The sequence below is a fragment of the Streptomyces avicenniae genome, from assembly GCF_000719135.1.
GTDB lineage: Bacteria > Actinomycetota > Actinomycetes > Streptomycetales > Streptomycetaceae > Streptomyces > Streptomyces avicenniae.
The window spans coordinates 409005-428886 of sequence record NZ_JOEK01000001.1 but is presented as its reverse complement, the minus strand read 5'-3'; the positions used below and the strand labels follow the sequence as shown (position 1 = coordinate 428886).

At 73.4% G+C, this 19882-nt stretch carries 16 protein-coding genes; 9 read left to right on the top strand and 7 right to left on the bottom strand.

Annotation, left to right across the window (positions count from 1 at the left end):
* Positions 1-3: 3 nt before the first annotated feature.
* The 5 genes from IF27_RS01975 to hisC form a co-directional block, all read right to left on the bottom strand.
* A complete protein-coding gene (locus IF27_RS01975) occupies positions 4-1533 on the bottom strand; it encodes a sensor histidine kinase (RefSeq protein ID WP_052847464.1) in 1530 nt (509 codons plus the stop codon).
* A gap of 14 nt (positions 1534-1547) precedes the next feature.
* Positions 1548-5066: a thiol reductant ABC exporter subunit CydD gene (cydD, locus tag IF27_RS01970; protein WP_052847463.1), complete on the bottom strand. Its 3519-nt coding sequence runs from the start codon at positions 5064-5066 to the stop codon at positions 1548-1550.
* A 32-nt stretch (positions 5067-5098) separates the two neighbouring features.
* Positions 5099-6094 (bottom strand): cytochrome d ubiquinol oxidase subunit II, encoded by a 996-nt coding sequence (gene cydB, locus IF27_RS01965; protein ID WP_052847462.1) that lies wholly within the window; start codon positions 6092-6094, stop codon positions 5099-5101.
* A 9-nt stretch (positions 6095-6103) separates the two neighbouring features.
* Positions 6104-7609, bottom strand: a complete 1506-nt coding sequence (locus IF27_RS01960; protein ID WP_052847461.1) for a cytochrome ubiquinol oxidase subunit I — start codon at positions 7607-7609, stop codon at positions 6104-6106.
* A gap of 127 nt (positions 7610-7736) precedes the next feature.
* On the bottom strand, positions 7737-8861 hold the full coding sequence (gene hisC, locus IF27_RS01955; RefSeq protein WP_052847460.1) for a histidinol-phosphate transaminase: 1125 nt from the start codon (positions 8859-8861) through the stop codon (positions 7737-7739).
* Between the two features lie 314 nt (positions 8862-9175).
* Here hisC and IF27_RS01950 point away from each other — a divergent pair, with 314 nt between their 5' ends.
* The 3 genes from IF27_RS01950 (at position 9176) to IF27_RS01940 (ending at position 12402) form a co-directional block, all read left to right on the top strand.
* Complete coding sequence (locus IF27_RS01950; RefSeq protein WP_223290874.1) at positions 9176-10348, top strand: LacI family DNA-binding transcriptional regulator; 1173 nt, start codon at positions 9176-9178, stop codon at positions 10346-10348.
* 121 nt (positions 10349-10469) lie between these two features.
* Positions 10470-11411 (top strand): metallophosphoesterase, encoded by a 942-nt coding sequence (locus IF27_RS01945; RefSeq protein ID WP_052847459.1) that lies wholly within the window; start codon positions 10470-10472, stop codon positions 11409-11411.
* 178 nt (positions 11412-11589) lie between these two features.
* On the top strand, positions 11590-12402 hold the full coding sequence (locus IF27_RS01940) for a hypothetical protein (RefSeq protein WP_052847458.1): 813 nt from the start codon (positions 11590-11592) through the stop codon (positions 12400-12402).
* Between the two features lie 28 nt (positions 12403-12430).
* Here IF27_RS01940 and IF27_RS01935 read toward each other — a convergent pair whose 3' ends face one another.
* Entirely contained in the window at positions 12431-13276 is an 846-nt protein-coding gene (locus IF27_RS01935) for an HAD family hydrolase (protein ID WP_223290873.1), read from the bottom strand.
* Positions 13277-13410: 134 nt separating this feature from the next.
* Here IF27_RS01935 and IF27_RS01930 point away from each other — a divergent pair, with 134 nt between their 5' ends.
* From IF27_RS01930 to IF27_RS01910, 5 genes are all read left to right on the top strand, one after another.
* A complete protein-coding gene (locus tag IF27_RS01930) occupies positions 13411-14337 on the top strand; it encodes an LLM class flavin-dependent oxidoreductase (RefSeq protein WP_052847893.1) in 927 nt (308 codons plus the stop codon).
* Between the two features lie 144 nt (positions 14338-14481).
* Positions 14482-15399, top strand: coding sequence for an ABC transporter ATP-binding protein (locus tag IF27_RS01925; RefSeq protein WP_052847456.1), 918 nt, complete (start codon positions 14482-14484; stop codon positions 15397-15399).
* Complete coding sequence (locus tag IF27_RS01920) at positions 15396-16289, top strand: ABC transporter permease (protein ID WP_052847455.1); 894 nt, start codon at positions 15396-15398, stop codon at positions 16287-16289. The genes IF27_RS01925 and IF27_RS01920 overlap by 4 nt, the downstream gene beginning before the upstream one ends.
* Positions 16290-16292: 3 nt before the next feature.
* Entirely contained in the window at positions 16293-17210 is a 918-nt protein-coding gene (locus IF27_RS01915; RefSeq protein WP_052847454.1) for an ABC transporter ATP-binding protein, read from the top strand.
* Positions 17211-17221: 11 nt separating this feature from the next.
* Positions 17222-17944, top strand: coding sequence for an ABC transporter permease (locus IF27_RS01910; protein ID WP_052847453.1), 723 nt, complete (start codon positions 17222-17224; stop codon positions 17942-17944).
* A gap of 153 nt (positions 17945-18097) precedes the next feature.
* On the opposite strand, the gene IF27_RS01905 is transcribed toward IF27_RS01910, so the two are convergent.
* On the bottom strand, positions 18098-19018 hold the full coding sequence (locus tag IF27_RS01905; protein ID WP_420821974.1) for a sigma-70 family RNA polymerase sigma factor: 921 nt from the start codon (positions 19016-19018) through the stop codon (positions 18098-18100).
* Positions 19019-19112: 94 nt separating this feature from the next.
* On the opposite strand from IF27_RS01905, the gene IF27_RS01900 reads away from it, so the two are divergent.
* The gene (locus IF27_RS01900; protein WP_110945433.1) at positions 19113-19877 is read left to right on the top strand and encodes an FMN-dependent NADH-azoreductase; all 765 of its coding nucleotides are present in this window, start codon (positions 19113-19115) and stop codon (positions 19875-19877) included.
* Positions 19878-19882 lie beyond the last annotated feature (5 nt).

The following is a 19882-nucleotide window of genomic DNA, read 5'->3' as shown; positions in this document are numbered from 1 at the left end:
CGGTCAGCGCGGGACACGCCAGGTGAGCGTCGTCCCGTTCCCGTCGGGGCCTGGCCCGACCCAGGCGTCCCCGCCGAGGGACCTGGCGCGGTCCCGCAGGTTCCGCAGCCCGCTGCGCCGCGTCCGTCCGGGCGGGATGCCGACGCCGTCGTCCGTGACCGTGAGGGTCACGGCGGGCCGGTCGTCGGGCATCGGGGCGACGCCGTTGACCGTCACGTCCACCCGGGACGCGTGGGCGTGCCGGGCCGCGTTGGACAGCCCCTCGCGCAGTGCGGCGACGAGTTGTGCGGCCATCGACTCGGGCACCAGCGCGTCCACCGGGCCGGTGAAGGCGACGGACGGGGTGAAACCGAGGGTCGCCGACGCCGTTCCGGTCTCGCGCAGGACGCGGGTGCGCAGCCCGCTCGGCGCCGCGTCGGGCGACTGCTGGAGGGCGAAGATCGCGGTGCGGATCTCCTGGATGGTCGCGTCGAGTTCCTGGATCGCGGTCTCGACACGGTCGGCCGCCGCGGGCACGGCGCGGCTGGCGCTCTCCAGCACCATGCCCACCGCGAACAGGCGCTGGATCACGAGGTCGTGCAGGTCGCGGGCGATGCGGTTGCGGTCCTCCAGCACGGCCAGCTGTTCCCGGTCGCGGCGGGCGCGGGCGAGCAGCAGCGCCAGGGCGGCCTGCTGGGCGAACTGGGTGGTCATCGCGCGTTCGGGCACCGTGAAGGGTGGCGCGCCCGGTGTGCGGCACAGGGCGAGGGCGCCGAGGACCGCGCCCTCGCTGGCCAGGGGCAGCAGCAGCGTCGGGCCGATGCCGAGCGTGCGGTCGGTGTCGGTCCTCGGGTCGCTCGCCGGGTCCTCCAGATCGACGGGCTCGCCCGCCATGACCTGCCGTACGGCGAGGCTGTGGCCGGGGACGACGGCGCCGATCAGGCCGCGGGGCGCGTCGGCGCTGGCGGCGACGACCTGGAGGCCGCCGTCGTCGGCCGGTTCGAGGACGGCGCCGGTGGCCGCGGCGGAGAGTCTGCGGGCCTGTTCGGCGACGACGGTCAGGGCGTTGCCCTCGTCGTCGGACAGGAGGGAGGTGGACAGTTCGAGGCTGCTGTCCATCCAGCGGGACTGGGTGCGGATGGCCTCGTGGAGCCGCGCGTTGCCCAGCGCGATGCCCGCCTCGGTCGCGAGGATCCGCAGCATCTGCCGGTCTTCGGCGGTGAACGGGCGGCCGTCCGCGCGGTCCGCGACCTGGAGCGCGCCGAACTTGGCGCCGTGCACCAGGACCGGCACGTGGAGGATGCCGGGTGAGCGGGGCGACGTGCCGTCCAGCAGGGACCGGACGAGCCGTTCGGGGGACGGTCCGGTGCCGTGGGTGACGAGGTGGCCGATGCCGTTGCCGTCCTCGTTGAGGACCGCGAGGGCGGCGTACCGGGCGCCCGCCAGCTCGGCGGCCGTCCGTACCGTGTGGTCGAGGACGGCCGCGGGCTCGATGTCGCCGCCGATGAACTCCATGGCCCTGAGCAGCCTGGGGATCGGTATCCGCTGCCGCATGACAGCGAGCGTAATCAGTCGGACATGAGGGCGAAAGTCGGGATTTCCTCGATGTGTGTCGCATCCGGCTCGGCGGCTCGCTCCTGGAGCAGGAGACGGCGGAACGGGCCGTCGCCCTCCGCCAGGGCGGCGTACGGGCCGCGCTGGACGATCCGCCCGTGCTCCATGACCAGGATCTCGTCCACCGCGTCGAGACCGGTGAGCCGGTGGGTGATGAGGAGGGCGGCCCGCCCCTCGGTCGCGGCGAGCAGGTCGCGCGTCAGGGCGTCGGCGGTGGGGAGGTCGAGGTGTTCGGCCGGCTCGTCGAGGAGGAGGACGGGGAAGTCGGCCAGCAGGGCGCGTGCCAGGGCGAGGCGCTGCCGCTGGCCGCCGGAGAGACGCGCGCCGTGCTCGCCGACCGGGGTGTCGAGGCCGTCGGGCAACTCGTCCACCCACTCCAGCAGGCGGGCGGCGGCCAGCGCCTCGCGCAGCGTCGCGTCCTCGGCGCCTGGCGCGGCGAGCCGGAGGTTCTCGCGCAGGGAGCTGTCGAAGAGGTGGGCGTCCTGGGCGCAGAGGCCGACGAGGCGGCGTACGGCGTCGCCGTCCAGGTCGGCCGCGTCGGTCCCGGCCAGGGTGTAGCTGCCGCCGGTCCGGTCGAGGAAGCGCAGCAGACAGTGGGCGAGCGTGGTCTTGCCCGCGCCCGAGGGCCCGACCACGGCGATACGGCGGCCCGGTGTGAGGTCGAGGTCGATGCCCGCCAGGACGGGCGTGGGGCTGTCCGTGTGGCGTGCGGTCAGGGCGCGCACGGTGAGGGGGAACGGGCTGTCGGGCGCGGGTGCCGGGTGCTCCGGTTCGCGCACCGGCGCGGGGGCGTCGAGGACGGCGAGGAGCCGTTCGGCCGAACGGTGGGCGCGCTGCCGGTGGGCGATCGCGAGCGGCAGCCCGGAGACCGCCTCGAAGGCCGCGAGCGGAGTCAGCACCAGGGTGGCGAGCCAGACGCCCGGTTCCGCCGGGATCGCGGTCCAGGCGACCGCCGCGACGGTCAGGCCGCTGACCAGCGCGAGCAGGCCGCCGCCGACGGCCTGCGCGGTGGCCGAGCGGGCGGCCAGCCGCGTCAGGCGTCGGTCCGCGGTGGCGACGGCGGCCTGGCGGGCGGGCAGGGCGCCGGCCACGGTGAGTTCGTCCGTGCCGGTGAGCAGATCGACGGTCGCCGTCGCCAGGGCGCCGCGTGCGGGGGCGAGCCGGCGTTCCGTACGGCGGGCGATGAGGCCGGTGAGCAGGGGGACACCCGCGCCCGCCGCCAGGAGGCCGATGGCCAGGGCGACGCCCGCCGTGGGCAGCAGCCAGGCGGTGAACAGGACGGCCGCCGTGCTGACCGTGACGGCGCCGGTCAACGGCAGCAGCCAGCGCAGGAAGTAGTCCTGCAACTCGTCCACGTCGGCGACCAGGCGCGTCAGCAGGTCCCCGCGCCGCGTGCGGCCGAGACCGGCCGGAGCGAGCCGTTCCAGCCGCTGGTACACGGTCACCCGCAGGCCCGCGAGGATGCGCAGGACGGCATCGTGGCTGAGCAGCCGCTCGGCGTACCGGAACGCGGCCCGGCCGATGCCGAATGCGCGGGTCGCGGTGACGGCGATCATCAGGTAGAGGACGGGCGGCTGCTCCGAGGCCCGGGAGATGAGCCAGCCCGAGGTGGCCATGAGGCCGACGGCGCTGGCCAGTGCGAGCGCGCCCAGCAGGGCGGCGAGGCCGAGGCGCCCGGCGTGGGCGGTGCCCGCGACGCGTACCCAGCGGAGCGGTGAGACGTGCCGGGCGGGCCTGTCCGACGGCACCGTGTCCTCGGGCGCCCGGTCGGCCGTGGGGTGGGTGGCCGGGGCGGCGAGCGGGCCGGACGCGTCCGGCGTGCCCCGTTCGGCCGGTGGTTCGGTGGATATGGGGCCGTTCGGATGGGTTGGTTTCACGTGAAACACCCGATCGGCGGCGGCGAGCAGCGCGGGCCGGTGGGTGACCAGCACGGTCATGCGGCCCACGGCGAGCCGTTGGATGGCCGCCACGACGGCGGCCTCGGTGGCGCCGTCCAGCGCCGCGGTGGGCTCGTCCAGCAGCAGGATCGGCCGGTCGGCGAGGAATGCGCGGGCCAGTGCGACCCGGCGGCGCTGACCGGCGGAGAGGCCCGAGCCGCCCTCCCCCAGCCGCCGCGCCGGGTCGAGATCACCGGCCGCGGCCTCGCGTAGTGCCGCGGCCACGGCCGCGTCGTCGGCGTCCGGGCGGGCCAGCCGCACGTTCTCGGCGACCGTGCCCGCGAAGAGGTGCGGGTGCTGGGGCACCCAGGCGATGGTCCGGTGCCAGGCGGCGGGGTCGAGCGTCGCCAGGTCCTGGCCGTTGACCAGGACGCGGCCCGCCGTGGGCCGGACCAGACCGAGGACGGCGGCCAGCAGCGTGGACTTGCCGCCGCCCGACGGGCCGGTCAGGGCGACCGTCTCCCCGGGGGCGAGGCGGAGGCTGACGGGCGCCAGCGCGTCGGTGGCCCGGCCCGCGTGGCGGACGGTCAGCCGGTCGAGCGTGAGCGTCGGGTTGTCCGGGACCGGCGCCGTGCCGGGGGCGGGGGGTTCGGTCTCCAGCAGGGTGAAGACCTCGTCCGCCGCCGACAGCCCCTCCTGCGCGGCGTGGAACTGGGCCCCCACCTGGCGCAGCGGCAGGTACGCCTCCGGCGCCAGGATCAGCACGACGAGCCCGGTGAACAGGTCCATCTCGCCCGCCACCAGGCGCATGCCGATGCTCACCGCCACCAGGGCGACCGAGATCGTGGCCAGGAGTTCGAGGGCGAAGGAGGAGAGGAACGCGATCCGCAGCGTCCGGAGGGTGGAGCGCCGGTAGTCGTCGGTGATCGACCGGATGTTGGCGGCCTGGGCCTTGGCGCGGCCGAAGACCTTGAGCGTGCCCAGCCCGCCGACGACGTCGAGGAAGTGCCCGGCCAGCCGGGTGAGCTGCCGCCACTGCCGGTCGGTCTGCGCCTGGGTGGCCCAGCCGATCAGGGCCATGAACAGGGGGATCAGCGGCAGCGTGGCGGCGATGGTGGCCGCCGACACCCAGTCGTCGGTGACGATCCTGGCCAGGACGGCGACCGGCACCACGGCCGCCAGGCCGAGCTGCGGTAGGTAGCGGGCGAAGTAGCCGTCCAGCGCGTCGATCCCCCGGGTGGCCAGCGTCGCCAGCTCGCCGGTGGACCGGCCGCCCCGGTCGGGGAGCCGTGTCGCGTGGGCCAGCAGCCGCAGCCGCAGCTCGGACTTCACGGCGGCGGCCGAACGGTGGGCGGCCAGCTCCGTCAGGTAGGCCACCAGCGCGCGCCCGGCGGCCGTGGCGGCGAGCAGGAGCAGCGGGGTCCGCAGCTCGCCGAGGTCGAGACCCCGGGTGAACGCGTCGGTGACGACGCCGGCGATCAGCACGGCCTGGCCGATGACCAGGCCCGCGCCCGCCAGCCCGAGCAGCACCGACGCGGCCAGGAAGCCACGGGTGGCGCGGGCGTACCGCAGGAGACGGGGGTCGATGGGCTTCATGTCCGGTCAGCCTCCGGTGAGGTGAGCAGGGACTACGAGGCGAGGTGCTGGGTGCCGACGCGCTTGCGGAAGACCCAGTAGGTCCAGCCCTGGTAGACGAGGACCAGCGGCGTGGCCAGGGCGGCGCACCAGGTCATGATCCGCAGGGTGTAGGGCGCGGAGGCCGAGTTCTCCACCGTCAGGCTCCAGGCCGGGTCGGTCGAGGAGGGCATGACGTCGGGGAAGAGCGCGAGGAAGAGCATCACCACCGAGGCGACGACCAGCAGTCCCGAGAAGACGAACGCCCATCCCTCGCGGCCCGCCGCGTTCGCCGCCAGCGCGGCGGCCAGGGCCGCGAAGGCGACCGCCACCGCGACGAGGCTGCGGACGTTGCCGCTGTCGCCCTGGGTCCACAGCAGGTAGGCGCCCGCGACCACGGCGGTCGCGATGCCGAGACCGCCCGCCGCGCGCCGTGCCCGCAGCCGGATGTCGCCGGTGGTCTTGAGCGCGGCGAAGACGGCGCCGTGGAAGGTGAAGAGGATCACGGTCGCGACGCCGCCCAACAGCGCGTGCGGGCCCAGCAGGTCGGTGAGGCCGCCGGTCATCTCGTGGTCGGCGTCGATCGGCACGCCGCGCACGATGTTGGCGAAGGCCACGCCCCACAGGAACGCGACGCCGAGCGAGCACCAGAAGATGGCGCGTTCCCAGTTGCGCTGCCATGCCTCGGACGACCGCTTCACCCGGTACTCGAAGGCCACGCCGCGCACGATCAGTCCGACGAGGATGAGGAGCAGCGGCAGGTAGAAGCCGGAGAAGAGCGTCGCGTACCAGTCGGGGAAGGCGGCGAACGTGGCGCCGCCCGCCGAGATCAGCCAGACCTCGTTCCCGTCCCAGACGGGGCCGATGGTGTTGATCAGCACGCGCCGTTCGGCCCGGTCGCGGGCCAGGGTGCCGGTGAGCACGCCGATGCCGAAGTCGAAGCCCTCCAGGAAGAAGTAGCCGACCCACAGCACGGCGATGATGACGAACCAGATGTCGTGGAGTTCCATCGTGCGCTCCTAGTACGAGAACGCCATCGGGCGGTCGGCGGTGTCGTCCCCGCCGATCCGGGTGGGCGGGTTCAGGTCGGACTCGGTCAGCTCCGGTGGGCCCGCCTTGGCGTACTTGACCATCAGCCGGACCTCGATGACGGCGAGGATCGCGTACAGCGTGGTGAAGGTGACGAGCGAGATGATCACCTCGGCCTGCGACACCCCGGGCGAGACGGCGTCCTCGGTGCGGAGCAGCCCGAAGACGGCCCAGGGCTGGCGGCCGGTCTCGGTGAAGATCCAGCCCCAGGCGTTGGCGGCGAGCGGGAAGAGCATGGTCAGCAGCGCGAGCCGCCAGTAGCAGCGGGTCAGCAGGGGGCTCAGCTCGCGGTCCCGGGTGAGGGCGAGCCGGGGCCGTTCGTCCGCGCCGGTGCGCAGCCGCTCGGACAGCCACAGCTTCCGCCGGGTGAGCCAGAGCCCGGCGGCGCCGAGGGCGGCCGAGGTCATCCCGAAACCGATCATCCAGCGGAAGCTCCAGTAGGCCACCGGGATGTTGGGCCGGTAGTCGCCGGGGCCGTACAGCTCCTGCATGGCCTCGTTCGTGTCGTTGATGCCGGGCACGGCCTCGCTGAAGTTGTCATGGGCGAGGAAGGACAGCAGTCCTGGCACCTCGATGGCGACGGTGTTGTGGCCCCGGTCCACGTCCCCGACCGCGAAGAGCGAGAACGGCGCCGGTGCCTCGGTGTCCCACAGGGCCTCGGCCGCGGCCATCTTCATGGGCTGCTGCTCGTACATGATCTTGCCGAGCCGGTCGCCGGTGAACGCGGTCAGCATCCCGGCCGCGACCATGGTGACGAGTCCGAGCCGCAGCGACGTGCGCATGACGGCGACGTGCTTGCGGCGCATGAGGTGGTAGGCGGCGATGCCCACCATGAACGCGCCGCCGGTGAGGAAGGCGGCGGTGATCGTGTGGAAGAACTGGGCGACGGCGGTGTTCTGCGTGAGGACCGCGACGAAGTCGGTGAGCTGCGCGCGTCCCGTCTCCTCGTCGATGCGGTAGCCCACCGGGTGCTGCATCCAGGAGTTCGCGGCGAGGATGAAGTACGCCGACAGCACGGTGCCGACCGCGACGGTCCAGATCGTGGCCAGGTGGAGCTTGGGCGGCAGCTTGTCCCAGCCGAAGATCCACAGGCCGATGAACGTGGACTCGAAGAAGAAGGCGATCAGCGCCTCGAAGGCCAGCGGAGCCCCGAAGACGTCGCCCACGAAGCGGGAGTAGTCCGACCAGTTCATGCCGAACTGGAACTCCTGCACGATGCCGGTGACCACGCCCATGGCGATGTTGATCAGGAACAGCTTGCCCCAGAACTTGGTCGCCTTGAGGTACTTCTCGTCCTGCGTGCGCACCCAGGCGGTCTGGAGCCCCGCCGTCAGGGCGGCGAGGGAGATCGTCAGGGGGACGAAGAGGAAGTGGTAGACGGTCGTGATGCCGAACTGCCACCGCGCCAGGGTCTCCGGTGCGAGTGCGAGGTCCACGTGGGTGCTCCCTCCGCGGTCTGCGGGAAGATCTTGTGAACGTATTCACATTCACAAGCTCCATTATGGACCACGTCCCCCGCGTCCGATTCGCGGGGGGTGCACCCCTCTCGTCCCGGCCCTCCCGTCAGGCCCGCAGCCCCGGGTGGGCGGCCAGGAACGCCTCCGCCACCCGCAGCACGAGGTCGTTCGCCTCCGGCTCCCCGACCGTCACGCGGACGCCCTCGCCGAAGAACGGCCGCACCGTCACCCCCGCCGCCTCGCACGCCCCGGCGAACGCCGCCGTCTCCCCGCCCAGCCGCAGCCAGACGAAGTTCGCCTGCGACTCCGGCACCCGCCAGCCCTGCGCGCGCAGCGCGTCCGACACCCGGGTCCGCTCCGCGACCAGCGCCTCCACCCGCTCCAGCAGCGCCGCCTCGCTCCGCAGGGAGGCGATGGCGGCGTTCTGTGCGATCTGGCTCACACCGAACGGCACGGCCGTCTTCCGCAGCGCCGCGGCCACCGGCTCGTGCGCCACGGCGAAGCCGATCCGCAGCCCGGCCAGCCCGTACGCCTTGGAGAACGTCCGCAGGACGCAGACGTTGGGCCGCTCCCGGTAGACGTCGATCCCGTCGGCCACCTCCGGGTCACGGCTGAACTCGCGGTACGCCTCGTCGAGCACGACCAGGACGTCGCCCGGCACCCGGTCGAGGAAGCTGTCGAGAGCGGCCCGGCGCACGGGGGTGCCCGTGGGGTTGTTCGGCGTGCAGACGAAGATCAGGCGCGTCCGCGGCGTGATCGCGTCCGCCATGGCGGGGAGGTCGTGCTCCTCGTCCGCGGTCAGCGGCACGCGCACCGAGGTCGCTCCGGAGATCTGCGTGATGATCGGATAGGCCTCGAAGGACCGCCACGGGTAGATCACCTCGTCGCCCGGCCCGGCCGTGGACTGCACCAGCTGCTGGGCCACGCCCACCGAGCCGGTGCCGGTCGCGAGATGGCCGACCGGGACGCCGAACCGCCCGGCCAGCTCGGCCGTCAGCGCGGCGCAGGCGAGGTCCGGGTAGCGGTTGAGCGCCTCGGCCGAGGCCACCGCGCTCTCCAGCACGCCGGGCAGCGGCGGGTACGGGTTCTCGTTCGAGGACAGCTTGAACGTCACCGGGCCGCCGTCGGCGGGCTTGCCCGGCACGTAGGCCGGAATGCCGTCCAGCGCGGGGCGCAGCCGGGGGCCGCTGCCCGGCCGCGCGAGGGGCTCCTGAGAAGATGAGGTCGTCACCCGGCCCACCCTAAGAGGGCGGTGCCCCCTCCTCCGTCGGGGCGTACGCCGGTGCGACGGGGGCGCGTGGCCGGGCCGTGCGCCGGTGGTGTGTGCCGTGGCGCGCCACACCCGTGAGGGTGAGGGCGGCGACGTTGAAATCTCCCTTGCCTCCTAGACAAAGAGCGATCCAGCCTTCCGAAGCAAAGCCGTCGGGTGATCCGGGCCACGAATCCGCAGGTCGATGGGGTGGTGTGGCATGCAGAAACGTGACGCCGCCCCGCCGTCCACCTGCCGCCCCGCACCTCCCCGTCCGGGCCTACCATCAGGTCGCCATGACAGCAGCGAAGCATCAGGTGACCCGGACCGCCGGCCGCAGGATGAGCGGACAACGGGCGGGCATCCGGGACGTCGCCGCAGCCGCCGGTGTCTCGATCACCACCGTGTCCGACGCCCTCAACGGCAAGGGCCGCCTCCCCGACGCGACCCGCCGCCACGTGCGCTCCGTCGCCGACCGGCTCGGCTACCGCCCGTCGGCCGCCGCCCGCACCCTCCGCACCGGCAAATCGGGACTGATCGGGCTCACCGTCACCACCTACGGCGAAGAACCGTTCACCTTCACCGAGTTCGCCTACTTCGCGGAGATGGCGCGCGCCGCGACCTCCGCCGCGCTGGCCCGCGGGTACGCGCTGGTGATCCTCCCGGCGACCTCCCAGCACCGTGAGTTCGACGTCTGGTCCAACGTCGCCCTCGACGGCACCGTCGTCATCGACCCCTCCGACCACGACCCCGTCGTCACCGAACTGGTCCGCCAGGGCATCCCGGTCGTCTCCGACGGCCGTCCGGGCGGCAGCCTCCCCGTCACCGCCTGGGTGGACAACGACCACGAGGCGGCCGTCGCCGGGCTCCTCGACCACCTCGCCTCGGGCGGCGCCCGCCGTATCGGCCTGCTGACCGGCACGAGCACCGACACCTACACCCGCCTGTCCACCACCGCGTACCTCAACTGGTGCGAACGCAACGGCCAGGCACCCGTCTACGAGGCGTACCCCGCCCACGACCCCTGCGCCGGAGCCGTCGCCGCCGACCGGCTCCTCGCCCGCCCCGACCGGCCCGACGCGGTCTACGGCCTGTTCGACCCGAACGGCACCGACCTGCTGGCCGCCGCCCGCCGCTACGGCCTGCGCGTCCCCGAGGACCTGCTCATCGTCTGCTGCAGCGAGTCCAGCGTCTACGCGGGCACCGAACCCTCCATCACCACGCTCTCCCTCAAGCCGGGACGCATCGGCACCACTGTCATCCAACTGCTCATCGACGCCATCGAGAACGCCGACGGCCGCTCCGCCGCGCCCGTCCCCGCCCCCGAGGCGCTGCACCAGGTCATGCCGACCGAGCTGATCGTCCGCACCTCGTCGCAGCGCCCGCCGCTCACCGCGGGCGCCGGGCACGGACGCCTCGCGCACGCCCGGGTGGCGGCCCCGCGGCAGGCCCCCGCCGCCGACCAGTAGATTCCCCGGTACAGGTGTGTCACATCCGGGCACCGGCATTCCTATGATGGGCGAACGGCACCGGGATCGGCTGGTCGGCAGGTCCCCCAGGTGGAGGCGGCGCGTAGTGGTGGAGGGGTCGATGACTCAGGGGGCCGGCGAGGGACCGGACGGGCTGCAGGGCGGGGACGGACCGGCCGCGCCCGTGCCCCGGTACACGCCGACGGAGCGCGACCTGCCGGTGATCGAGGGCGCCGGACCGCTGTACGTGGTCGGCGACGTCCACGGCTACCTCGACGAACTACGGGCCGCGCTCCACGAGGCGGGCCTCACGGACGCCTCGGACAACTGGGCCGCGGGCAACGCCCGCCTCTGGTTCCTCGGCGACTTCACCGACCGCGGCCCCGACGGGGTCGGCGTGCTCGACCTCGTCATGCGGCTCTCGGCGGAGGCGGCGGCGGCCGGCGGCTACTGCAAGGCCATCCTCGGCAATCACGAGCTGCTGCTCCTCGGCGCGTCCCGCTTCGGCGACGCACCGGTCGAATCGGCGGCGGGCACCGCGTCGTTCTCCACCGTCTGGCTGCTCAACGGCGGCCAGCGCTCCGACATGGAGCGCCTCCAGGACCACCATGTGCAGTGGATGTCCCGGCTGGACTCGATGGCCGTCGCCGACGGCTACCTGCTGATGCACTCCGACACGACGGCGTACCTGGACTACGGCGGCACCGTCGAGGACGTGAACGACGCCATCTGGCAGGCGTTGCAGCGCAACGACGTCGAGGAGACCTGGGACCTCTTCCGCAAGTTCACGAAGCGCTTCGCGTTCCGGGACGACGACGGGCCGCAGGCGGCGCGTGAGCTGCTCGACACGTTCGGCGGACGCTGCGTCGTCCACGGCCACAGCCCCATCCCCTATCTGACGGGGGAGAACGGCGGCGACGCGGAGAGCGCCGACGGGGAGGAGGGCGCCGGGCCGCGCGTGACGGGCCCTTACGTGTACGCCGACTCCCTCGCCATCGCGATGGACGGCGGCGTCACCATGGCAGGAAAGCTGCTCATCACCCCGCTGCCGCTGCCGCAGTAGGCGCCCGCCTCCCCCGTCCTGGCCGGTGGACGCCCCGCGCGCGACACGCGGGGCGGCGGCGCCCACCTGCGGTTTGCCTACCGGTCCGTAAGGATTTCGGGCACGTGCCTGTCGCGGACGGCCTGTCCGCTCTACGATCGGGCACCCATCCGCTCGCCCTTACGGCAGGGGGACGCCCATGAACAGCGCGGACGGTCTGCCGCCCGAGGACGAGGCCGAGGTCGAGCGCGTCCTCGAAGAGGCGCTGCGCACGGCCCGGTTCACCGCCTGGAGCGAGCCCGCCGAGGCCGAACGGCTGCGGGCCGCGCTCCACGCCGCGCTGCCAGCCGTCACGGCGGCGGCCGACGAGGAGTATCAGCGGTACGTCGCCCTGCGCCGCGCGCACGGGCGCGCGGACGGTGCGGGCGGCGCGGGGACGGGGACGTGGGCCGTCGTCGTCACGCTGGTGCCGGTGCTCGCGGCGGTCGCGGGGGTCGTCTTCCTGCTGCTGGGCTACACGCTGGGCCTCGTCGATCCCGAGCCTGAGGTGGCGGCCGGGATGCGGGGCGTGGGCTGGGTGTTCGCGCTGGTCGCGGCGGGCGGGATGCTGATCGCCGTGTCCGGTCTCGTGGTCGCGGCGGTGCGCAACGGGTCGGCGACGGCGATCCGGGCCTCGTCCTCCGGCGGCGGGGCTGCCGAGGTGGCGCGGGCGCGCGGGGAGTGGCGGCGTGCGCTGGTCGAGCGGGGTGTGGCGCCCGTGCTGCTGGCCGCGCGGCGGGAGGACGACGGCGCCGCGGCAGTGGCGCATCCGCCGCAGGAGAGCGGGCCCAGGATGCGTTTCTCCAGCCCGGACTTCTCAAGCCCCCGCTTCTCCAGCCCGACGTTCCACGGGCCGGGCGGCGCCGCGGCGCGGGGGGACGGCGGCGGCGCGGCGCCCGAGCCGCGCTACCTGCATCCGGGCTTCTCCAGCCCCGACTTCACGAGCCCGGCCGAGGGCGGCGACGACGCCTGAGCGGCGCGCTCGCGCACGTCCCGGCCGGTCAGCGGACGGCGGGACGGTGCGTGCCGAGCAGCGCCTCGACGACCCGCGCGACGCCGTCCTCCTCGTTGGAGGCCGTGTGCCGCTCGGTGGCGGCGAGGACGGCCGGGTGCGCGTTGGCCATGGCGTAGGCGGTCCCGGCCCAGCCGAGCATGTCGAGGTCGTTGGGCATGTCGCCGAAGGCCATGACCTCCGCGGGGGAGATGCCGTGCCGCGCGCAGTGCCGGGCGAGCGTGCTGGCCTTGCTGACGCCGGGGGCGCTGATCTCCAGGAGCGCCGAGGGGCTGGACCTGGTGACCTCGCCGCGTCCGCCGGTGGCGTCGCGGGCGAGGGTGAGGAAGGTGTCGGGGGCGAGCGTGGGGTGGAAGGCGAGCAGCTTGAGGACCGGCAGGCCGGTGCGGGCGCCGTCGTGGGCCAGCAGGAGTTCCACCGGTGCCACCTCGAACGCGGGCTCGAATTCGAGGCGCGGATAGTCCGGTTCGTGGTGGAAGCCCGCGGTGCGCTCCACGGCGAAGACGGCGCCGGGCGCCGCCGCCCGTACCGCGTCGGCGACGGCCAGCGCGTTCTCGCGCGGCAGGGGGTACGTCTCCACGAGTTCTCCGCCGCGGTGGAGGTCCACGACGGCCGCGCCGTTGCCGCAGATGGCCATCCCGTGGCCGTGGACGTGGTCGCTCACCACGTTCATCCAGCGCGCGGGACGGCCCGTCACGAAGATCACCTCGACACCGGCCTCCTCGGCGGCGGCGAGGGCCGCGACGGTCCGCGCGGAGACCGTCTTGTCGTCGCGCAGCAGGGTGCCGTCGAGGTCGGTGGCGATCAGGCGGGGGAGATCCTCGGGAAGTGACACAGTTGTCGAGCATATGCGCGCACATCCGTGCGAGAGACCACGAGGATGCGGACGGACCCGGTCGTTGTCGGGAAGGGGCGCTCCGTCCCGCCGGATAGGGCATACGCTTGCTGGTCATGGCTGTCACATCCGAGCTGCCGCTCCGGCTGTCCACTGTCATCCTGCCGGTCCACCGCTGGTCGGACGGTGGCCGGCGGACCTGGCAGCATGCCGAGGAGCTGGGCTTCCACACCGCCTACACCTACGACCACCTCTCGTGGCGCACCTTCAGGGACCGCACGTGGTTCGGTGCCCTGCCGACGCTCACGGCCGCCGCCGCGGTGACCGAACGCCTGCGGCTCGGCACTCTCGTCACCTCACCCAACTTCCGCCACCCGGTGACGCTCGCCAAGGAACTCATCACGCTCGACGACATCAGCGGCGGGCGGATCACCCTCGGCGTCGGCGCTGGCGGCACCGGGTACGACGCGACGGCGCTGGGCGAGGAGGCGTGGTCGCCGCGTGAGCGCGCGCAGCGGTTCGCCGAGTTCGTGCGGCTGCTCGACCGGCTGCTGAGCGAGGGGGGCGCGGGCGGTCCGGCGCGTGGCGTCTCGTACCAGGGCGACTTCTACTCGGCGCACGAGGTCCGCACGGTCCCCGGGTGCGTGCAGCGTCCCCGGCTGCCGTTCGCGGTCGCGGCGACCGGGCCGCGGGGGATGCGGCTCGCCGCGCGGCACGGGCAGGCGTGGGTGACGGTCGGTGACCCGGCGGGGTTCGACGGCGGCCGGACGCCGGACGCGCTCGGCGCGCTGCGCCGTCAGGTGGACCGCCTGGACGCGGTGTGCGAGGAGACGGGCCGCGAGCCGGCGACCCTGGGGCGGGTGCTGCTGCACTCGGGCTCGGGGGACGGCGGGGACGCGCTGTCGTCGGTCGGCGCGTTCGTGGACTACGCCGGGGCGGTGGCGGAGCTGGGGTTCACCGAGCTGGTGCTCCACTGGCCGGTGGAGAACTCGGTCTTCGCGGGCGACCTCGCCGTCTTCGAGCGGATCGCCACCGAGGGGCTCGCCCAGCTGACGGCCTGACCTGACCGGCGGGCCGTCCCCTAGGGGGCCGACCGGCGGGGCGAGGGACGAAAGAGAGCACGTCTTGAGACCAAAGTGGGACGCGGGGCCTGCCCGCGGGGCACTAGCGTCTCGTGGGTGAGCGCAGACAGCACGTATCCAAGCGTGATTCAGACCAGGGGCCTGACGAAGCGGTATCCACGGGTGACCGCGCTCGACGGGCTGACGGTGGACATAGGCCCGGGTGTCACGGGGCTGATCGGCTCGAACGGCGCGGGCAAGTCCACGCTGATCAAGCTCCTGCTGGGGCTGGCCCCGGCCACCGAGGGCAGTGCCGCCGTGCTCGGCCTCGACGCCGCCAGGGAGGGCGACGCGATCCGCGCGCGCGTCGGCTACATGCCGGAGCACGACTGCCTGCCCGCCGACGTGTCGGCCACCGAGTTCGTCGTCCACATGGCCAGGATGTCCGGTCTGCCGGTCACGGCGGCGCGTGAGCGGACCGCCGACACCCTGCGGCACGTCGGCCTGCGCGAGGAGCGGTACCGCCCGATGGGCGGCTACTCGACCGGCATGAAGCAGCGCGTCAAGCTCGCCCAGGCCCTGGTGCACGACCCGAGCCTCGTCCTGCTCGACGAGCCGACCAACGGCCTCGACCCGGCCGGGCGCGACGAGATGCTCTCCCTGATCCGCCGGGTGCACGCCGACTTCGGGATATCGGTGCTGGTCACCTCACACCTGCTGGGCGAGCTGGAGCGCACCTGCGACCACATCGTCGTCATCGACGGCGGCCGTCTCCTGCGCTCGCAGTCCACGGCCAGCTTCACGGAGGTCACCGCAGCCCTGGCGATCGAGGTCACCGACAGCGACGCGCACCCGCGCGGTTCCGACGCGGTACGCGCCGCCCTGGCGGCGGCCGGGGTGACCGCCGCGCCCACCGTGGGGCAGCTGCTGGAGATCGAGGTCACCGGCGCCGAGGTGTACGACATCGTCCGTGACACCGTCGCCGACCTCGGCCTCGGCCTGGTCCGCATGGAACAGCGCCGCCACCGCATCGCCGAGGTCTTCGAGGAGGCGCAGTCATGACGATCCCCCGGCAGACGGCCGACGCCCGTATCCACGACATCGGGTACCGCCGGTACGAGGGCGCACGCCTCGGCGCGCGCTACGCCCGGTACTCGCTCTTCGTCCACTCCCTGCGCGGCGCCTTCGGCCTCGGCCGCCCGGCCCGCTCGAAGGTGCTGCCGTGGGGGCTGTTCGCCGTGATGGCGCTGCCCGCGGTCATCATGGTCGCGGTCGCCTCGACCACCGGCACGGACGAGCTGCTCATCGACCACACGCGGTACGCCCTGTCGATGGAGCCCATCGTCGTCCTCTTCCTGGCGATGGCCGCGCCCCAACTGGTCTCGCTCGACCTGCGGTACAAGACGATGCCGCTCTACTTCTCCCGGCCCATCACGCGCGCGGACTACGTGACGGCCAAGTTCGCCGCCCTCGTCGGCGCGCTCTTCCTGTTCACCGGGCTGCCGCTGACCATCTCGTACGTGGGCGGGCTGCTCGCCGAGCTGGGCTTCGCCGACCAGACGACCGGATACCTCCAGGGCCTGGTCGCCACGGCCGTCCTGTCGGTGCTGTACGCGGGCATCGCCCTGCTGGTCGCGTCGTTCACCCCCCGACGAGGCTTCGGCGTCGCCGCCGTCATCGCGGTGCTGACCATCCCCGGCTTCGCCGTGTACCCCCTCCAAGCGCTCATGGAGACGCAGGACTCCGAGGGCGCGATCGGCTGGTTCGGCCTCTTCTCGCCCGCCTCGCTGGTGGACGGCATCCAGGCCGCGTTCCTGGGCGGCACCACCGGGTTCCCCGCGGGCGTCCAGCCGACGACACTCCAGGGCATCGCCTCTCTGCTCGCCGTCGCGGGGCTCGTCGCCCTGTGCCTGGCGCTCCTGCTGCGCCGTTACCGGAAGGCCGGGATCTGACCCATGACCACCATCGAGATCACCCAGGTCTCCCGCTGGTTCGGCAACGTGGTCGCCGTCAACGACATCAGCATGGCCATAGGCCCGGGCGTGACCGGTCTGCTGGGCCCCAACGGCGCGGGCAAGTCCACGCTCATCCACATGATGAGCGGCTTCCTCGCCCCCTCGGCCGGGACGGTCACGCTGGACGGCGCGTCCATCTGGCGCAACGAGTCCGTCTACCGCCACATCGGGCTCGTCCCCGAACGTGAGGGGATGTACGACTACCTGACCGGCGGCGAGTTCGTGCTCGCCAACGCCGAGCTGCACCGGTTGCCCGATCCGAAGGCCGCCGCGCGGGACGCCCTCGCCACCGTGGAGATGACCGACGCGGCGGACCGCCGCATCTCCACCTACAGCAAGGGCATGCGGCAGCGGGTCAAGATGGCCTCCGCCCTCGTGCACCAGCCGTCCGTGCTGCTGCTCGACGAGCCGTTCAACGGCATGGACCCCCGGCAGCGGATGCAGCTGATGACGCTGCTCCGCAGGATGGGCGACGAGGGCCGTACCGTCCTGTTCTCCTCCCACATCCTGGAGGAGGTCGAGCAACTGGCCGGGCACATCGAGGTGATCGTCGCGGGGCGGCACGCCGCGTCCGGTGACTTCCGGCGCATCCGGCGTCTCATGACCGACCGGCCGCACCAGTACCTGATCCGCTCCAGCGACGACCGCGCGCTGGCCGCCGCGCTGATCGGCGACCCGTCCACGACGTCCATCGAGGTGGACACCGCCGAGCGTGCCCTGCGGGTGCAGGCGCACGACTTCGGCCGCTTCACCACCGAACTGCCCAGGCTCGCCAGGGACCACGGGATCAGGCTGCTCGCGGTCTCCCCGTCGGACGAGTCCCTGGAAAGCGTCTTCTCCTACCTGATCAGCGCGTAAGGAGCCCTGCCGTGTACAACGAGACCGTCGCCCGGCTCACCTACCGGGCGCTGCTGGGCCGCAGGCGCGCCATCCTCCTCAGCATCCTCCCCGGGCTGCTGATCCTGATCGCGATCGCGGTCCGGGCCATCGGCGGGGCCGACGACCGGGTGACCGAGGAGGTGCTCGGCGGCTTCGGCCTGGCCGCCATGGTGCCGCTGATCGGCGTCATCGCCGGAACGGGCGCCATCGCCCCGGAGATCGACGACGGATCGATCGTCTACCTGCTGTCGAAGCCGCTGCCCCGGCGCACCATCATCCTGACGAAGCTGTGGGTCGCGATCGCGGTCACCATGCTCTTCACCACCGTCCCGGTCCTGCTGGCCGGGATGATCATGAACGGGAACAGCCAGCAGATAGCCGGGGCCTACACGCTGGCGGCCGCCGTCGCCTCGATCGCCTACAGCGCGGTGTTCCTCCTGCTGGGCACCGTCTCGCGGAACGCGGTGGTCTTCGGCCTCATCTACTCGCTCATCTGGGAGACGCTCTTCGGCAGCATCGTGTCGGGCGCGCGGACGCTGAGCGTCCAGCAGTGGTCCCTCTCCCTGGCGGAGCGGGTCGCGGCCGACGGCACCGGGGTCACCTCGGACGTGGCCCTGCCGACGGCCGTGATCCTCTTGGCCGCCGTCACCGTCGCCGGTACCTGGTACGCGATCCGCCGCCTCACCGTCCTCACCGTGGCGGCCGACGACTGAGGCCCGTCTTCACAGGGGTCGCCCTGCTCGCGGCGCCTTGCGCTCGCACGCACCGGACGCCGCGAGCGGCCGGACGCCCCCTTCGAAGACGGACCCCAGGCCCGGTCCGGCACCTCCGGCGGGCGCGCGGGGGCGGGGCGACGCCCCCGCCGCTCACCCGTCCAGGACGGCGATGTCGAGCCGCCGGAGGCGTGCGGGGTCCGCGATCACCTCGTACGCCGCGACCCGGCCGTCCTCGACGGCGAAGGTGAGCGCGATCAGCAGCCGCCCGCCCGGCGCGACGACGGCTCCCACCGAGCCGTCGATCAGGGCCGGTTCCGCGATTCGTGACCTGTAGGCGAGGAACACGGTGCCCTCCGCCACGGCCCGCGCGCCGCGGACCTCGGCGGCGGCGCCGGGCGGGAGCAGCAGGGGGTCGCTGCGGCGCACCACGTCGGGGGCCAGCACCGCCAGGACCGCGTCGAGGTCGCCGGCCCGCGCGGCGGCGAGGAAGGCCGAGACGGCCGTGTGACGACGGGCCAGCTCGTCCGCCGACACCACCGGAGCGCCCCGCACCTTGCCCCGCGCGCGGCTGGCGAGCTTCTTGGTGGTGACGGGGGTGCGTCCGACGAGGGGCGCGATCTGGTCGAAGGGCACGGCGAACATGTCGTGCAGCACGAAGGCGACGCGTTCGGCGGGCGCGAGCCGGTCCAGGACGACGAGCAGCGCGCGGCTGACGGAGTCGGCCAGCAGGGCCTCGTCCTCAGGACGGCCGCCCGCGGCGGGTTCCGCGACCTGGTCGAGCACCTCCTGCCCGGTCAGGTCCTCCCGGCGGGAGCGGCGGGCGCGCAGGACGTCCAGGCAGATGCGGGTGATCACCGTACGCAGCCAGCCCGGCAGGTTCTCCACGGCCCCGGCGTCGGACCGGCTCAGACGCAGCCAGGTCTCCTGCACGGCGTCCTCCGCCTCGCCGACGGAACCGAGCAGCCGGTAGGCGACCGACAGGAGCGTCCCGCGCTGGGCGTCGAAGCGTTCTGCCAGGTCATCCAGCTCACGCGGCTCGTCCAGCTCACCCGGGTCGTCCGGGCCGTCCAGCTCTTCCACCGGTCACCTTTCCTCACCCCCGGGCGTCAGCCTCCTTGACGAACGCAACCACACCGAGGTGACAGGCTCCGCCATGACAACACCGATGAAGCCGGCGCAACCGACACAGCCGACACAGCCGACACAGCCGACACAGGGGACGGTACCGGCGGCCCGGACACGGCTGCTGCATCTGGATTCGAGTGCCCACCGCTCCGACGAGTCGGTCAGCAGGCGGCTCACCGCACTGTTCGCGCGGGACTGGCGGGCCCTGCACGGCGCGGACGGCTACCGGTACCACGACCTCGCCGCCGCGCCCGTGCCCCCGCTCGGCACCGCCTACTGCGCGCTGGGGCGGCGGCAGGAGCGGGAGGGCCTGACCGCCCTGTCCGGCGTCGCCGCGCGCGTCCGGGGCCCCGAGGAGGAGCGGGAGTGGGCGCTGACGCACCCGCTGATCACCGAACTGCTGGAGGCCGACACCGTCCTGATCGGCGCGCCGATGTACAACTTCTCCGTGTCCGCCCTGCTGAAGGCGTGGATCGACCGGGTCGGCTTCCCCGGCGTCTTCACCGATCCGGCCACCGGGGACAGCCTCCTGCGCCGCACGCGGCTGGTCGTGGTCTCCGCGCGCGGCGGCGCCTACGGCCCCGGGACGCCCCGGGAAGCCTGGGACTTCCAGACGCCCTGGCTGCGGGCGTACTTCGGCGGGCTCGGCGTGCCGGAGGAGAACATGAGCTTCGTCGCCGCCGAGATGACCCTCGCCGGATTCGCGCCGCACCTGGCCGCGTACCGCGGTCTGGCGGACGAGTCGCTGGCGGCGGCCGAGGCGGAGGTCGTCGCGCTCGCCGAGGCGCGCGGACAGGTGGTCTGACCCGG

Excerpts from the sequence above, each read along its gene's own strand:
- IF27_RS01975 (WP_052847464.1), bottom strand. The coding sequence starts at position 1,533 with ATGCGGCAGCGGATACCGATCCCCAGGCTGCTCAGGGCCATGGAGTTC.
- cydD (WP_052847463.1), bottom strand. The coding sequence starts at position 5,066 with ATGAAGCCCATCGACCCCCGTCTCCTGCGGTACGCCCGCGCCACCCGT.
- cydB (WP_052847462.1), bottom strand. The coding sequence starts at position 6,094 with ATGGAACTCCACGACATCTGGTTCGTCATCATCGCCGTGCTGTGGGTC.
- IF27_RS01950 (WP_223290874.1), top strand. The coding sequence starts at position 9,176 with ATGACAGCAGCGAAGCATCAGGTGACCCGGACCGCCGGCCGCAGGATG.
- IF27_RS01945 (WP_052847459.1), top strand. The coding sequence starts at position 10,470 with ATGACTCAGGGGGCCGGCGAGGGACCGGACGGGCTGCAGGGCGGGGAC.
- IF27_RS01940 (WP_052847458.1), top strand. The coding sequence starts at position 11,590 with ATGAACAGCGCGGACGGTCTGCCGCCCGAGGACGAGGCCGAGGTCGAG.
- IF27_RS01920 (WP_052847455.1), top strand. The coding sequence starts at position 15,396 with ATGACGATCCCCCGGCAGACGGCCGACGCCCGTATCCACGACATCGGG.
- IF27_RS01915 (WP_052847454.1), top strand. The coding sequence starts at position 16,293 with ATGACCACCATCGAGATCACCCAGGTCTCCCGCTGGTTCGGCAACGTG.
- IF27_RS01900 (WP_110945433.1), top strand. The coding sequence starts at position 19,113 with ATGAAGCCGGCGCAACCGACACAGCCGACACAGCCGACACAGCCGACA.